General features: G+C 39.0%; 14 protein-coding genes. 6 read left to right on the top strand and 8 right to left on the bottom strand.

Annotation, left to right across the window (positions count from 1 at the left end; all coding sequences use genetic code 11):
* Position 1 precedes the first annotated feature (1 nt).
* A complete protein-coding gene (locus tag ACG916_RS07025) occupies positions 2-1,015 on the bottom strand; it encodes a magnesium and cobalt transport protein CorA (RefSeq protein ID WP_004725641.1) in 1,014 nt (337 codons plus the stop codon).
* Positions 1,016-1,173: 158 nt separating this feature from the next.
* Between ACG916_RS07025 and ACG916_RS07020 the strand changes: the two genes are divergently transcribed.
* Complete coding sequence (locus ACG916_RS07020) at positions 1,174-1,791, top strand: LOG family protein (RefSeq protein ID WP_419327711.1); 618 nt, start codon at positions 1,174-1,176, stop codon at positions 1,789-1,791.
* Positions 1,792-1,866: 75 nt separating this feature from the next.
* Complete coding sequence (locus ACG916_RS07015; RefSeq protein ID WP_056512162.1) at positions 1,867-2,265, top strand: NUDIX hydrolase; 399 nt, start codon at positions 1,867-1,869, stop codon at positions 2,263-2,265.
* A gap of 52 nt (positions 2,266-2,317) precedes the next feature.
* Here the strand turns inward: ACG916_RS07015 and ACG916_RS07010 are convergent, their stop codons facing one another.
* Both ACG916_RS07010 and recG read right to left on the bottom strand, forming a co-directional pair.
* Positions 2,318-2,947, bottom strand: a complete 630-nt coding sequence (locus tag ACG916_RS07010) for a ComF family protein (protein WP_419327710.1) — start codon at positions 2,945-2,947, stop codon at positions 2,318-2,320.
* A 184-nt stretch (positions 2,948-3,131) separates the two neighbouring features.
* Entirely contained in the window at positions 3,132-5,177 is a 2,046-nt protein-coding gene (recG, locus tag ACG916_RS07005) for an ATP-dependent DNA helicase RecG (protein WP_419327709.1), read from the bottom strand.
* A 59-nt stretch (positions 5,178-5,236) separates the two neighbouring features.
* Here recG and ACG916_RS07000 point away from each other — a divergent pair, with 59 nt between their 5' ends.
* Positions 5,237-6,058, top strand: a complete 822-nt coding sequence (locus ACG916_RS07000) for an NAD-dependent epimerase/dehydratase family protein (RefSeq protein ID WP_419327708.1) — start codon at positions 5,237-5,239, stop codon at positions 6,056-6,058.
* Between the two features lie 20 nt (positions 6,059-6,078).
* Positions 6,079-6,591 (top strand): alpha-ketoglutarate-dependent dioxygenase AlkB, encoded by a 513-nt coding sequence (locus ACG916_RS06995; protein WP_336953486.1) that lies wholly within the window; start codon positions 6,079-6,081, stop codon positions 6,589-6,591.
* 252 nt (positions 6,592-6,843) lie between these two features.
* Here ACG916_RS06995 and plsB read toward each other — a convergent pair whose 3' ends face one another.
* Complete coding sequence (gene plsB, locus ACG916_RS06990; RefSeq protein ID WP_419327707.1) at positions 6,844-9,429, bottom strand: glycerol-3-phosphate 1-O-acyltransferase PlsB; 2,586 nt, start codon at positions 9,427-9,429, stop codon at positions 6,844-6,846.
* Positions 9,430-9,717: 288 nt separating this feature from the next.
* Here plsB and ACG916_RS06985 point away from each other — a divergent pair, with 288 nt between their 5' ends.
* Together ACG916_RS06985 and ACG916_RS06980 are read left to right on the top strand one after the other, a co-directional pair.
* On the top strand, positions 9,718-10,593 hold the full coding sequence (locus tag ACG916_RS06985; protein ID WP_336953488.1) for an acyl-CoA thioesterase: 876 nt from the start codon (positions 9,718-9,720) through the stop codon (positions 10,591-10,593).
* 152 nt (positions 10,594-10,745) lie between these two features.
* The gene (locus ACG916_RS06980; protein WP_336953489.1) at positions 10,746-11,984 is read left to right on the top strand and encodes a dicarboxylate/amino acid:cation symporter; all 1,239 of its coding nucleotides are present in this window, start codon (positions 10,746-10,748) and stop codon (positions 11,982-11,984) included.
* A gap of 97 nt (positions 11,985-12,081) precedes the next feature.
* On the opposite strand, the gene ACG916_RS06975 is transcribed toward ACG916_RS06980, so the two are convergent.
* From ACG916_RS06975 to hmpA, 4 genes are all read right to left on the bottom strand, one after another.
* The gene (locus ACG916_RS06975) at positions 12,082-13,029 is read right to left on the bottom strand and encodes a metal-dependent hydrolase (RefSeq protein WP_056512178.1); all 948 of its coding nucleotides are present in this window, start codon (positions 13,027-13,029) and stop codon (positions 12,082-12,084) included.
* 136 nt (positions 13,030-13,165) lie between these two features.
* Positions 13,166-14,023 (bottom strand): ribosome biogenesis GTP-binding protein YihA/YsxC, encoded by an 858-nt coding sequence (yihA, locus tag ACG916_RS06970; RefSeq protein ID WP_004816856.1) that lies wholly within the window; start codon positions 14,021-14,023, stop codon positions 13,166-13,168.
* A 123-nt stretch (positions 14,024-14,146) separates the two neighbouring features.
* Positions 14,147-14,590 (bottom strand): RrF2 family transcriptional regulator, encoded by a 444-nt coding sequence (locus tag ACG916_RS06965; RefSeq protein ID WP_419327706.1) that lies wholly within the window; start codon positions 14,588-14,590, stop codon positions 14,147-14,149.
* A gap of 94 nt (positions 14,591-14,684) precedes the next feature.
* Positions 14,685-15,893: an NO-inducible flavohemoprotein gene (gene hmpA, locus ACG916_RS06960; protein ID WP_419327705.1), complete on the bottom strand. Its 1,209-nt coding sequence runs from the start codon at positions 15,891-15,893 to the stop codon at positions 14,685-14,687.
* Positions 15,894-15,977: the final 84 nt, after the last annotated feature.

Raw genomic sequence — 15,977 nt, 5'->3', positions numbered from 1 at the left:
TTTAAATCCATTTCTTCCATCTAAAGTAAGCCAAAGGCCCTACAAAGAAAGCAATTAAGATGGTAATCACCACATAAAAGCTCCAGTGGCCATGGGCAAATGGCAGAATTTCAGTGTTCATCCCATAAATACTGGCAATCAACATCGGTGGCGCAAGCATACTAGGTAAGATGGAGAAGCGACGAATGGTATCGTTCTGTTCAGTGTTAATAAATCCAGAGGTGGTATCAAGCAAGAATCGTACTTTTTGGAACAAGAACGCATCGTGTTCGACAAGTGAGCGGACATCCTCACTCAACTCTCGAATATCTGCATCATAGATATGACTCCCCAAGGCACGAGGACGGGACAGAAAGGTCAAGACACGACGTAAGTCAATCAGACAAAGTTGCGCTTTTCCAAGCATATCTTCCTTTTGTGCTAAGCGGGTAATCATGTCATCTAAGTCTAAAATCATTTCACGATGACGTACGTTTAGGACTTCTGTGGAATATAACTCTAAGTCTTTGTGGATATCTTCTAAGATATCCGCAAGCTCATCTAGCTTTGCTTCCAATAAGCCTAAAAGAATCCATGTCGGATCTTTGTATTCAATTTCATAGTCATTACGGCGTGCACGTGCGCGAAAGGCACGAAAGGCAACCAACTTTTCACCACGTAAGGTAAATAAGCGGTCTTTATGCAAAATGAACGCAACCGTTTGCACATTGGCAAGCATGTTTGAAGTATCTTCGGGATCGCCTTCAACTTGGTAATTTTTATTTTTTGTTAAAAAATAAGTACTGATATGTAGAATCCCATCATCATCACGGTAGAATCGTGCAGAGGATGAAATGTCTTCTAAAGATTTAAGAGTTGGTAGATTTTGCTGGTAAGCATCTAAAACCCATTCTTGTTCTTCTTGTGAAGGTGCAATGAGGTCAACCCATACCAATTCAGGGTGTAGGTCGAATCCACCATTAATTGTTGCATCTTCTAAGCTACCGCGCTCAGTGGCGTAAAAGGCTTCAAGCATTATGTCTTTTCTCCCTTGCGCAGTGTGGTGTCAATTTGATGTGTGTATTTTAGACAAGGATTTTAGGAAAAACACTCATTACATTGCTGTTTTGTAAAAAAAATCTTGATTGGCCGTCTGCATTTTTAGCATGACAAAATTAAAGTTAGGTTAAATTTATGAATTCTATTGCTATTTTTTGTGGTTCATCATTAGGTACGGATCAAATTTTCGCTGATGTTGCGGAGCTGACTGGTGAAACAATCGCCAAGCAAGGGAAAACTTTGGTCTATGGTGGTGGCCGTTCAGGGTTAATGGGTATTGTTGCTGACAGCGCTTTGGCAGCAGGAGGCAAAGTGATTGGTGTGATCCCTCAGGGATTGGTGGATCGTGAATTGGCACATCCAGATTTGACCGAGCTGTATATTGTTAAAAATATGCATGAACGTAAAACAAAAATGTCTGAGCTTTCTGATGGCTTTATTGCATTGCCTGGTGGAGCAGGAACCATTGAGGAAATTTTTGAGCAATGGACGTGGGCGCAATTGGGAATTCATTTAAAACCTTGTGCATTTTTAAATGTTGAAGGTTTTTATGATGATTTATTGAAATTTATTCAACTTACGACAGACAAAGGCTTTTCTAAAGCACGTTTTACAGATCAGTTGATTGATTCTGCTTCGATCGAAGAAATTTTGACTCACTTTAATCACTATCAAGCGCCAGAACCAAAATGGGGTGTGAAAGAACGTGAAGAATTGGTGAAATTAGATCAAGCAGATCGTAGATTTGGTTAAAAACTAAAACACAATATATTGTTTTTAAATTTATTACTGTCACAATATATTGTGTTTTTTCTATTTTTAAAACTTATGAATGTAATTACTGTCGCGGCAGCTGTGATTTTGAATGATAAAAATCAATTGCTCTTGGTGAGAAAGCAAAATACACAATTTTTTATGCAGGTTGGTGGAAAGCTTGAGCCCAATGAACCACCTGAGCAGACCATGTTGCGTGAGATTTTAGAAGAAATTAGTGTTCAAGCAGAGATTACTCAGTTTATTGGGCGTTTTGAAACAAAAGCAGCCAATGAAGCAGACTTTCAATTAGTGAGTTATCTCTATCAAGTTGACGTAGAGCAAACACCAAAAATTAATGCAGAAATTGCTGAAATGAAATGGATTGATTTGGATGATGCGCAAACGCTTTTAGCGCCATTGACCAAAGAGATCGTGATCCCATGGTGTAAAGCAAATTTAATCCATTCATAATTTTTACGATGTTTGCTTCTCTATATTTGTATCGCTAAGCGATAATGGAAATTTATAGAGCTGCAGCAATACAAGCATTATAAATTTGCTGGCATCCTAAGTTTTCTAAAGCATGGGTTAAAGCATGAATTGAACTACCTGTGGTCACGACATCATCAATAATCAGTATTTTTTTAAATTTTCGTTTTTCTGTTTTAATTATTTTAAATTGATATTCAATATTTTCTAAGCGCTCAATTCTGCTTAGCCCTTTTTGTGAATGTTGTGCTTCTCGAATTACAGGTTGCCATACGGGGATGTTTAATTGTCTTGCCATGATTTTAGCGATAATTAGCATTTGATTGTAGCCACGTTCTTTTAAGCGATCATTAGAAATGGGCATAGGAACAATGGCCTGAATTTTAGGTAAGCTTAAATTTAATAAACTTTGTGCTAATAGATTTTGATAATGCAGTTGTTGTTCATATTTATAGACTTGGATAATGCGATCTATTGGGAAGTCATAACGATGAGCACAAAGAATTTTTTGTTGATGCCGTTCAATATATTGCTTATACCACGGAAGCTGTGCCCAACAATCATTACAGAGAGAATGCTTTTTTTGTTGATCTATCCCGCAAAGTAAGCAAGGGGAAATGCTTTGAATGCTTTTATGGAGAAGTTGATTGATAAATTGGAGCATGGCCTGTTCTATTCTTATTTGTTATTAATTTCTCATAGTGAGCTAAATAGATCAACCCAAGATTTTTTAAGCTTGATAATACTTAAACTTGATATATTCATAGGATTGCAACCTTCATATCATTAGGCGGAATTAATCAAACATCCGAGCTAAGACACTTATGCATGGATGTTTATATAGATCTTTATACATAGGCATATCTTGGCGCTTCAGGTAACCACCGTTTTAATAAAGCTTCAGCATTTTCTGGAGCATCTTTCAGGACTTGGCTGGCAGCATAATGCGCTTGATTAAGTAAATGATCATCTCGTTCTAACTTGGCAACACGGAAGCCCAAATCTCCTGTTTGCTTGGTCCCCAGTAATTCACCCGGTCCTCGAATTTCCAAATCTTTTTCTGCAATGATAAAACCATCATTGGTTTCGCGCATGATACGTAAACGCTCTTGGCCATTTTGTGATAAGGGATGCTTATAGAGCAGGGCGCAAAAACTTGCGGTTGCACCACGACCGACACGGCCACGTAACTGGTGCAACTGAGAAAGCCCTAAGCGCTCAGCGTTTTCAATCACCATAATGGAAGCGTTTGGGACATCAACACCGACTTCAATGACTGTTGTTGCAATCAGCAGTTGTAATTCATTGTCTTTGAATTGTTGCATGACCAATTGCTTCTCATCGGCTTTCATTTTCCCATGAACTAAGCCGATATTAATATGCGGAAAGCGATCTTTAATCTCTTGATAGGTGGCTTCTGCGGCTTGAGCATCGAGAGTTTCTGATTGTTCGACCAGTGTACAGACCCAATATGCCTGTTTGCCTTCAGCACAGTTCATGGTTATACGATTCAAGACTTCTTCACGTCTATCAAGAGGAATCGTGACTGTTTGAATGGGAGTACGTCCAGGAGGCAATTCATCAATCACTGAAGTATCTAGGTCGCCATAGGCAGACATTGCCAGTGTGCGAGGGATTGGTGTTGCTGTCATGACCAATTGGTGTGGTGTGGTGTTATGCACGCCTTTATTACGTAAAGCTAGACGTTGATCTACCCCGAAACGATGTTGTTCATCAATAATCACGAGACCAAGTTTGGAAAATGTAACATTGTCCTGAAATAGAGCATGGGTACCCACCACAATATTGGCAGTTCCATCCTTAATGGTTTGTTCAGCCGCAGCGCGTGCCTTGCCTTTTTGTTTGCCTGAAAGCCATGACACATTTAAACCGAGTGGCTCGAACCATTTCTTAAAATTGATATAGTGCTGTTCAGCTAAAATTTCAGTCGGTGCCATCAGTGCGACTTGCCAGCCTTCTTCCAAAATATGACAAGCCGCAACACCTGCAACCAATGTTTTACCTGCACCTACATCGCCCTGAACCAGTCGCAACATGGGTTTGTTTTGTTTTAAATCTTTGGCAATTTCATTTGATACACGTTTTTGTGCATTGGTCATTTCAAAAGGTAAGCTTGCCAATAAGGCTTTTGCAAATTTTTTACTGGTTGAAAATGCTGGCGCTGCAATTTGTTGAATATAAGCACGTCGGGTTAATAGGCTGATTTGATGTGCAACCAATTCTTCAAAAATTAAACGTTGTTGAGCAGGGTGAGAACCTTGTGAAAGTTGTAGCATATTGGCATTTACAGGAGGGTGATGAATATACTCCAGCGCCTGTTTAAGCGCATAACCATTGGTGAATTTTTCAGGTAATAACTCAGGTAAAGCATCAGCGTGTTGGTTTAAAGCTTGCTTAACGTATTCACGTAATTTGGGTTGAGTTAGGCCTTCGGTAGCAGGGTAAATTGCTGTCAGTTGGGTTTTAGGGAGTGCTGTATGTTCAGTAATTAACTGGATCTCAGGATGGTAAAGTTCAAGGCCACGAGCGCCAACACGGACTTCCCCAAAAATTCTTAAACGATTACCCGCTTTAGCACGATCTGTGAGTGCTTTATAGATATGATAGAAGCGTAAAGTAACCTTGCCAAAATCATCCTGCAATAAAATCGCCATCGATTTGCGTTTACCAGGTGGCATATCGATTGATCTGACCACGCCTTCCATGAGATAACTACGACCGACTTGTAATTGGTTCATCGGAATGATCGTGCTACGATCTTCATAATCACGTGGCAAATGAAACAGCAAATCATCTGTGGTGAAAATATTTAGTTTTTCAAGTAAAGCAGCGGCGGCATTGCCAACCCCTTGCAATTGATGGACGGCAGCCATGTCCCCTCAACTTAAGTTTGATTGATTTTGAAAATCGGTTTCGAAGAATAGGTCGTGTAATGCATATTCTATTTATTGGTTATGGTAAAACATCGCAACGTGTTGCCAAACAATTATTTCAGCAAGATCACCAAATTACCACAGTTAGCCGCAGTGTGAAAGATGATGATTTCGCACAACATTTGATTCAAGACATTCAACAACTCGATTTAGCGCAAATTCAGCCTGTCGATGTGATGTATGTATTGCTCGCACCAACTCGAAATTCTCCGCTAAGTGATATCGAAAATTATCAACAAACCTATGTAGATTCGGTGCAGCCAATTGTGAGGGCTTTAAAAGGCCATCCGCTCAAAAGAATTATTGTGGTTTCATCGACACGTGTTTATGGAGAAAACTGTGGTGAGCGTATTGATGATGAGTCAACGCCTATTCCAAGTGATCAACAGGGTCAATTGTTATTGGCAATGGAACAGCAATGGCAACAGGCTTATCCATCTAAATGTGTGATTGTGCGTCCAACTGGAATTTATGGCACATCCGTTGCTCGTATGGTTAAACTTGCAGAAACCACACGAAGTTATCCCAATATTCATTGGTCAAATCGAATCCATATAGATGACCTTGCACATTTCTTAGCGCATTTGCTTCACGTGGAACATCCAGAAAAATCATATATTTGTACAAATAATCAACCACAACCTTTGCATGAGAAAATTTTAAACCTTCAGCGCGAGTTGAATTTGCCAGAGTTGGTTTTGGAAAGCGAAAAGGAAACAGGTAAAAGAATTTTTGCGGAGAGGATGGTTGCAACAGGATTTAAGTGGGTACATCAAAATTGTTATATTGATTATGAGCAAAAATTATTGTCAGAATACTAAATTAAATTAGCGAGACTTAAGTGGAAGATATTATTTATATTAAAGATTTTTTAAAAGATAACCATAAATTATTTGCTCTTTTAAATAGAAAAATAATATGGGATGAGCGTATGACAGCACGTAAAACTGCGAGTTTTGGTAAATCTTATAATTATTCTCAAATGTCATATCCTGAAGCTCCTTTTTTGGGTGAAATAAGACCGATTATTGATTTAATTAAAGAGACTTTGAGTTTTGAACCAAATAATTGTCTTGTTAATTATTATATGAATGGTCAAGCGCGTATGGGATGGCATTCGGATCAAACAGATGTCCTTGTTTCGGGAACTGGTGTTGTGATTATTTCTTTAGGTGGTGAGCGGATTTTAAAATTTAGAAAAATAAATGCTTATGAGGTAACTTCTGAGTATTTGTTGTCATCTGGCAGCTTAATTTATATGAGTCAGCAGATTCAGGAGGAATGGCAACATTGTATTCCAAAATCAAATATTGAACAGGCTAGAATGAGTCTGACGTTTCGGAAGCTACTGTAAAATTTAGTCAGCAGATAAGTTGTTGGTGAGGCTAGAGCCTAAAAATAGAAATAATAAATTTAATTGATGAAACAGTTATTTTTTCGTAGCTAGATATACCACACTAGAATCTGAAAATTATAAATTAGTTCGTAGAGTCTTAGAATTATTCAATCATTGAGGTCTTGAGAAGTTCCCTCTCCTTGCAGGAGAGGGTTAGGGAGAGGTAATCATCCCAACCTTCTCCCAAAGAAAAAAGGCACTTTAAAGCTTTTATTTTTTCTTCCGTTTTAAACGCTTCTTGGCTTGTTGAGCGGCTAAAGCATCTAAAGCTTCTTTTAACTCCTCATCTGTAAATGAGGTGATATGGTGGAGCATTTGCAAAGTTACATCATCAAGCACCAAATTGGCATATTGTGCAACATTTCTAAACTGCTCATCAAAAACAATGGCATGGTCTTCATTGGTTTTGATATAGCCTTGTTCAGTTAAGACTTTCATAAAACTTTGGAATAACGCTTTATCAAAGAACTCAGGTGAGTTGAACTCATACAATACAGATAAACGTTGTCCAACCAAGTGACTTAATTCTTCAACTTGGCGAATAGAGATATTCCCAGAGCCACGTTGAGTAATTAAAGCCAGCGTCATGTAATAACGTTCAAGACTTTGACGTACTGGAGCAGCCAAAACAGCCAATTGATTATGGTCTTCTGAGTTTGGCGCAGGGCTGAAAATAAAATCTTCATCATCGACAAAAATTAAATTCGCTTGAGCCAAAGCATCGACATATTCAGTCACTTGAGCCTTGATTTCACTATCTTTCCATTTTAAGAACAACTCTGCTTTTAAGAATGGATAAAGGGTGCGAATCACATTGAGTAAATCAGACTTACTGATCTTACCATTATGTTCCACCAATGCTGCGACCAACGACGGTAAAACAAAAGCGTGCAAAATGTTATTGCGGAAGTAAGTCAGTAAAATGGCTTGATTATCTTCAATGGCAATAATATCGCCAAGGACGTGCTGAACACGTTTAATCAATTTTAACTTCATACCATAGGCAATGATTTCTTTACCTGATAATGGCGTGACCTGAGTGCGGCTATCATAAGGATTTGCGGTTAATAACTTGCGATATGTATCAAGCTGTTTAATGCAGATTTCTTCATCAAGTGTGTGTTTTGGTGTTGCCAATAAAATCAGTGACAATAACGAAACAGGGTTGATCACCACAGCACGGTTGATATTTTCCAGAATAGCATTTGCCGAGCTGGTTACTGCATCTGAGACTTCTTGTGGGATTGGATCATCATTATGTTCAATGGTGATTTGATCAGCGCCATGTGCTTTGAGTAAGTCATCTAAGAAAACAGGCTCACCAAAATTGACATGCACTTTACCAAAAATACGCTCAATTTTTTTCAGGGTTTGCAAGATTCCCCAAATGGATTCAGCTTCTTTTGGCTTACCATTCATTTCGCCGACATAAGTTGCGCCTTCCATCAAGCGCTCATAACCGACATAGGTTGGGATAAAGACAATTGGTTTGGCACGGCCGCGCAAATGACCATGTACCGTCATTGCGAGCATGCCAGTTTTCGGGGGTAACAAACGTCCAGTTCGTGAACGACCACCTTCGATAAAGTATTCAAGAGGTGTGTTTCTAGATAGGATGCTAAATAAATATTCTTTAAATACCGATGTATAAAGTGCATTGCCACGGAATGAGCGACGGATAAAGAATGCACCGCCTCCACGCAGTAATTGACCGACAAATGGCATGTTAAGATTATCGCCAGCGGCAATATACGGCACCATCAAGCCACGTTTATAAATCACATAAGACAATAACAAGTAATCGATATGGCTACGGTGACAAGGTGTATAAATCACTTCATAGTCTTTGACTAACTCACGCACAGTATTGAAGTTATGTACTTCAACGCCGTCATAAAGTTGTGTCCACAGACGAGTCAAGGCCATATCTGCAAAGCGTACAGCAGATGCAGAATAGTCGGATGCAATTTCGTTTACAAAACCAATCGCTTTATGTTCAGCATCTATCATGCTGATTTTTGAGCGAATACTTTCTTTACGAATCGCATCTTGTACATCAGGGGCTTTAATCAGTGATTGCATGACATTACGGCGATCAGATAAATCTGGACCGAGAATGACCTCACGCTGACGATCTAAGTAGTCATTTAATTGATTGACAATATAAGTGGCTGGTGAAATATTGGGATGAGCAATTTTCGCATGATCCACTAAAGCTCTAAGTGATTGCGCTTCATGGAATTCAAGGAATGACTGTCGACCATGTAAACCAATGTTCATCAACTGTTTAACTTTACTTGGCGTTGCCCAAGTGTCGGTAAATAACAGTTTAAACCAAGAGTCTTCTTTATCTGGTGAACGTCCCCACAGTACTGTGACAGGGATTAATTCAATATCTAATTCAGCATTTTGATCAAGTGATTCAATCAGTCGAACTAAACGCGGCGGATAAGCATGCGTAGGTGGATTAAAATAATTGTTTTCATCTTGGTGTTGTAAAAATAAAATCGCTGCTTTTTCGCGACTATTGCCAATCATTAATGGGTCAAGTGCAGGAGGAAGCTGCAAACGACGTGTTTCACCATCAACAACTAAAGCGTTACTTCGTGAGTAATTCTGTAGAACATAGCAGACAACTTTTTGAGTTGGGGGCTGAATGAGCTCAGAATTTTCAGTTGAAGGGTCTAAAGGTTGAGCTTCTGTAGGAACCTCTCCAAGAACATGTGGTGTTACCACAAGGTCAAGTATTTTACTCGAAAGTCGACGATACATTTGACCAAAGCCACTCTTGGACATAAATACTCCTAGCCAATGGTGAATCACGCAATAAAGCGGATAAAAAATATTTTCTGTAATTAAAGCACAGAACAGTATGTCATTTTCTGACAAACTGCATGTAGCTTGTCAGATTTTATCGTTAAAAAACGTATTTTAAACAATCCATCAGCACAAGAGAAGTGACAATACGGTTTATGAAAATTTAATGTTTCACTGTGGATTTGTGGCAAAATAGAGTTAAATCTCTAAAATATGAATACTTTGTCCTAGCCGTTGGAATAAAGTCAGTATATAGAAAGGTCACTTATGAATGCTTTAACTCAAGAGCTTGTAGAGCTCTTAACCCTTGAAAAACTTGAAGAACATATTTTTCGTGGTCAAAGTCGAAATTTAGTTGGTAAGCGTGTTTTTGGTGGGCAAGTTTTAGGGCAAGCACTGCGAGCAGCATCATATACTGCTGATCGCCCGGTACATTCTTTACATGCATACTTTCTATATGGCGGGGATATCAATGCCCCAATCATTTATGAGGTGGATCGCTTACGTGATGGCAAAAGCTTCTTAAGCCGCCAAGTCCGTGCAATTCAGCATGGACGTACCATTTTTTCTGCAATGGTGTCATTTGCAACACCTGAAGAAGGCTTGAATTATCAAATTGCTGAGCCAGAATATCCAGCACCTGATGAATTAAAAGCTGAGCAAGAGCTTAAAGAAAATTTAATCAGTTTTATCCCAGAAAATATTCGCGCTGCGTTTATGCGTCCACGTCAGGTAGAAATTCGTCCGCTCAATGTGACCAACCCATTTCAACCACAACCTGAAGCGCCGTCTTATGCACATTACTTGCGTACGCACGAGCCATTAACTACAGAACAGGCGGATGATATCTCGTTAAATCAGGCAATTGTTGCGTTTTATTCAGACTATACCTTGATGATGACTGCTTTGCGCCCACATGGTCTCAATTACCTCTCGCCAAGTTTGCAATGTGCCAGTATTGATCATACGATCTATTTCCATAAACCAGTAAAAGCAGATGATTGGATGCTCTACGATATGGATGCAACCGTCAGTGCAAATTCACGCGGTCTGAATTTTGGTCGTATGTGGCAAAATGGCGAATTGGTTTGTAGTACGGTGCAAGAAGGTTTGATGCGAGTACGTGAAATCGAAAATCAATAATATAGTTTGTGCTGTGATTCTAATTCTAAATTAAGCCATCATCTGTGATGGCTTTTCTATTTTTTAGCAGAGCTTGTGACAAAAAAATGCTCGATTCTAAATAACTTCAATGGCATAGTTCAACGTGTAAATATTTATAATAGTCAGCGAAGATGAGTTTAAACACCCAAATTTTTATTGCAGCCATTCTTGGTGTGGCATTTGGATTTTTATTAAACCAATTCCCCAATACTCAATTTTTAGATGCCAGTATTTATGGTTTGAGCATCGCCAGTAGTATTTTTATTGGTTTATTGAAAATGCTTTTGGTTCCACTTATTTTTAGTTCAATCTTGGTGGGTGTTTCAAACTTAGAAGCGGGTAGTCAACTCAGTCGAGTTTGGAAAATAACCTTGGCTTGTTGTGTGACCACAACGACATTGGCACTTATTCTTGGTTTAGCGTCGACACATCTATTCAATGTTGGACAAGGTGTGGATATTGCAATGTTTCAAGATGCAATGAATCAACATAAAAGCCCAGATTCATTGACCCCCAGTTCGTTTTTAACCAATTTTATTCAAAATACCCTCATCAATCCATTTAAAGCATTTAGTGATGGTAATGTTTTGGCAGTCGTGCTGTTTGCTTTGTTATTGGGCTTGGCATTGGTACATGGCGGAGAGCGGTTTAATTCAATCAAACAACTGGCACGTCAATTTTTTGACATTATGATGATGTTAGTTGGTTGGGTGATGAAAGTTGCGCCGATTGGTATTTTTGCTTTGATGGCAAAGCTGATTGCAACAGAAGACATCTCTATTTTAAGCCGTCTTGCTGAGTTTGCTATTGTTGTTACGGGAACCACTATATTTCATGGTGTCGTAGTTCTGCCATTGTTGTTATGGATCTTTGGAAAAATGGATCCGATTACCTTTTTTAAAGGAACGCGTGCAGCATTAATTACAGCATTTGCAACCAGTTCAAGTTCTGCAACCATGCCTTTGAGTTTAAAGTGTACTCAAGAAAATTTAGGCGTGCGCCCACAAATTGCAGGCTTTGTGATTCCTTTCGGTTCTCAGTTAAACATGGATGGAACAGCACTTTATGAAGCAGCAGCAGCGCTTTTTATTGCCAATTTAATGGGTTTAGAGTTATCAATTACCCAACAAGTGATTGTCTGTCTGACTGCGATGATTGCTTCATTGGGTGCGCCGGGTATTCCAAGTGCGGGCATGGTCACTATGATTATGGTGCTACAATCTGTGGGATTACCAGCGGAAGCAATTGCGATTCTTCTGCCAATTGACCGTATTCTCGATACTGTACGTACTGTAGTGAATGTACAAGGGGATATGATGATTAGTGTGGTTGTTGACCGAAATACCCAAGATATGGAAAGTCCAACCTAGTGTATGGTTAGGATCTTGTTCTAAAAGATTGACCCAAAAAAGCAGGATCTAAATCCTGCTTTTTTTATTTGATTTCAGTATCACTATTCAATAGTTATTATGCTGCAACTCTAGGCAATGCACGTTTTGCCGCAGGAGATTGATCCAAATAAGCAATCGCATCTTCTGTTTTAGCTTCATGTACGGGATCATACCAAGGCATTAAATAGCCCAATTGCTGTGAAACTAGCCATAATGGATGCGGCATTAAGCGATTATCTGATTGTGCGATACTCGCCCATTCACGCCAAATCCAAGGCTTATAGAATGCAGGCTTTTTATCTGCATAACGTGGGTCTTGCCCCATGATATGTGCAGCACCATCAACCCATAAGCCCAATACAGCGGCAATCACGATAACGCTTTGATAATAACGAGAAATATAACCACCACCTAAATGGCGATATAGATCAAAAGCCACTGTACGGTGTTCAATCTCTTCGGCACCATGCCATTTGACTAAATCAAGCATATTTGGATCTGCACCCAATTCCGCCCATTTTTTATTATAAAGTGCATATTTACCCAAGACACAAGTCATATGTTCAACAGTGGCGACGATACCTAAGCGGAACAAATCCCATTGATGATCGAGGACTTTGGGTACTTTAAAGCCGAGTGGTTGATCTGCAAGTAATTTGCCAAACAAGAAATCCATAATCTCAAGATTACGTTGAATATCAATATTACGCACAGTTAAGTATTCTTTATTTGCCGAAGCATGTGCTTGAGCATGCATGGCTTCTTGGCGGATAAAAGCACGAACATCTTCAGCTAATTTTTCATCTGTGATTTTGGGTAAAACACGATTGTATAAACGGCAGAACCAAAATTCACCTGCTGGGAGAATATTGTTAATTTCATTGATAAAGTAGCTGACAAATGGCTGATTTGGAATCCAATCGACAGGGGTATCTTGCCATTCAAATTTCACTTTACGTGGTTTGATGTGGTACTGAATAGACGATCCAATCCGACTGTTCTTTAATTTAGCGAGTAACTTCATCACAGTGTCCTAATTTTTCTTTGGTGATTTCACACTTTATTATTCAAGTATAAAAAAATGTCCTAAATAGTTATTAGCAATTTAGGACATTCCAGTATCAATATGTGATGAATTTTGTTAGACAAGACTTTTTTATTTATGCTTGTGGATTTTCATCTACATTTCCATCAATATTTTCACTATTGAATTCGGATTCTTGATCCTGATCAATGAACTCATCATCCAGATCATCTTCAGTGGCTTCAGGAATTGCATCAATATCAAAATCTAAAGTTTTGTCTAAGGTGTAATTTAAGCGACCTGCCATAATTGACGCAAGTTCTTCTAGACCTTGCTTATTGAGTGATGAAAACAGTTGTATAGAAAAATTCAACTTCATTTTCTTCAACTGTTGTTGTACATCTAACAACACTTTACTGGCAGGACCACGGTTGAGTTTGTCGGATTTAGTCAACAGTACATGTACAAACAAGTGACGTGAATATGCCCATTCCAACATCATCACATCGAAGTGTTGTAAAGGGTGGCGAATATCCATGAGTAGAACCAGACCTTGTAAACTTTTTCGATGAATCAAATAATTCTCAAGTTCTTTTTGCCAGACAATTTTCATTGCTTCAGGTACAGCTGCATAACCATAACCTGGTAAATCGACAAGGCGTTGATCTGGATTACCTAAACTAAAAAAGTTAATCATTTGCGTACGGCCAGGTCTTTTCGACGCGCGTGCCAATTGCTTTTGATTGGTCAATGCATTGATAGCACTTGATTTTCCGGCATTTGAACGGCCTGCAAAGGCAACTTCATAACCAGTATCTTCTACACAAAGATTCAGTTTAGGCGCACTCATCAGAAATTCAGCTTTACGCAACCAATTCAAAGATGAAGTTGAGTATTCTGAAATCGCAGGATCAGCCTTTTTTTCATAACTGATTTTTTGTTTAGGGGCGCTTGAGGTCTTACTATTTTTAGACTTTCCACTGCTGCGATGCATATTTCAACTTCAATAAACGGATAAACAAAGTGCATTATAAAGGAAGTCGGAGATTCAAGCGAATTTTGATCGTGTTAACTGAAATATTGGCTATTGGGATGCTGGACGATGAGCTTTTGTGACTTAAACATTGAGATTGGGAATGGGTGAGTTTACGATCTTTGGATGTTGTGGTGGCGCATGGAGAACATCGGCAACAGTATACTGATCTAGACTTTGATAAAACTGTTCAACGGCCTGATCTAAAATACCCTTTAAACCGCAACGTGGACGTAGCACACAAGGTGGCGTATTGCACTCTACAATTTGTGCATCACGTTGGAGAATTCGTACAATATGCCCTAAGCGAAATTCTAAGATATCTGGGTTTAAGCGCAAACCACCGCCTTTACCTCGTGTGGTAATTAACCAACCTTGTTTTCCCATAAAATGCACAATTTTGACCAAGTGATTTTCTGAAACATGCAAATCTTCTGCAATTTCGGCAATTGTATAAGGCATATCTTTTGGAGGCGCGATGTACATTAAGATGCGCAGGGCATAGTCGGTAAATTTATTTAGTTGCATGTAGGCTGCTCATCTATGGGTAAAGATGTATCTCATCCTGAAATAAATAAGGCCAGTCTATCATAGACCAGCCTTATAAAGAACGAATGGAGATTTAGATACCTGCACCACCCGTACCAAACGCTTCACTATGAATTTGTTCAGGTTTAATACCACGAGCCACCAATGCTTGGTGTTGTTGTTGCATAAATGGTATTGGGCCACAAAGATAATAATCAGCATGGGGTGGGAGTAATGCAGTATCAAGTGTTGCCAAGTCTAAACGACCAGCCACATCGTAATCTTCGCCGATAACATCACCGCTATGTGGGAACTCATAAGCTGTAAATGTACTGAGACGTGGGAATTTAGTTTTTTGCTCTTGGATATGTTGTTTCATTGCATGTACTTGGCTACTGCGACATGCATGGATAAAGCTAGCTGGTTGAGGCATGTCTAAAGTCACCAATTGATTAAGCATTGCAATCATTGGGGTTAAACCTACACCTGCACTAATGAAGACATTACGTTTGCTACTATCAATCAGGTAGAAGTTACCTGTTGGAGCAGACACTTCAATTTCTGAATCTTCAGCTAAGCCATGTAAAGTATTTGATACCCAACCACTTGCCAAATCACCTTTTTCATCTTCACGTTTAACTGAAATACGTAAATAGTCTATTTGTGGACTTGTTGATAGTGTGTATTGACGTGGTTGTTTTAAGCCTAACGCTTCAACAAATACTCGCACTGAAATATATTGACCTGCTTCATATTTAGGTAATGTACCGCCATCGACTGGAGCAAGATAGAAAGAGGTAATTTCTTCGCTTTCATTCGTTTTTTTAACGATTTTAAATTTACGCCAACCTAACCAGCTACCTTGAGTTTGTTGGTGCTGCTCATAAATCGCTTTTTCAGTACTGATAAATAGATCGGCCAATTGTCCATAAGCTGCAGCCCATGCATCAATCAATGGATCTTCCATCGAAATAGTTAATACTTCACTAATTGAATGTAATAGGTTTTCACCGACAATGTTGTAATCAGGTGCTTGAATATTCAGACTGACATGTTTGTGGGCAATCAGTTCAACCACAGGCAAAAGTACTGAAGGGTCTTCAATATTTTCAGCATATGCTAAAACAGCACCAGCCAAGGCTTGAGCCTGTGCACCACTACGTTGATGCCCCATGTTAAAGGTTTCTTTTAATTCAGGATTATTGCCGAGCATGCGGTTATAAAAATAACCAGTAAGTGCTACACCATTTTCGCGAAGAACAGGAACTGTTGCTTTTACAAGGTCAATTTGCTGCGGAGTCATTGTTGATCTCTCTTGGCTGTCATTTATAAGATGTATTTAAAATACATCTTATAAAGTGTATTTGCAATACACCTTTAATAAAAA

Source organism: Acinetobacter legionensis (genome assembly GCF_048552295.1).
Lineage (GTDB): Bacteria > Pseudomonadota > Gammaproteobacteria > Pseudomonadales > Moraxellaceae > Acinetobacter.
This window is presented reverse-complemented; position numbering and strand designations above follow the sequence as displayed.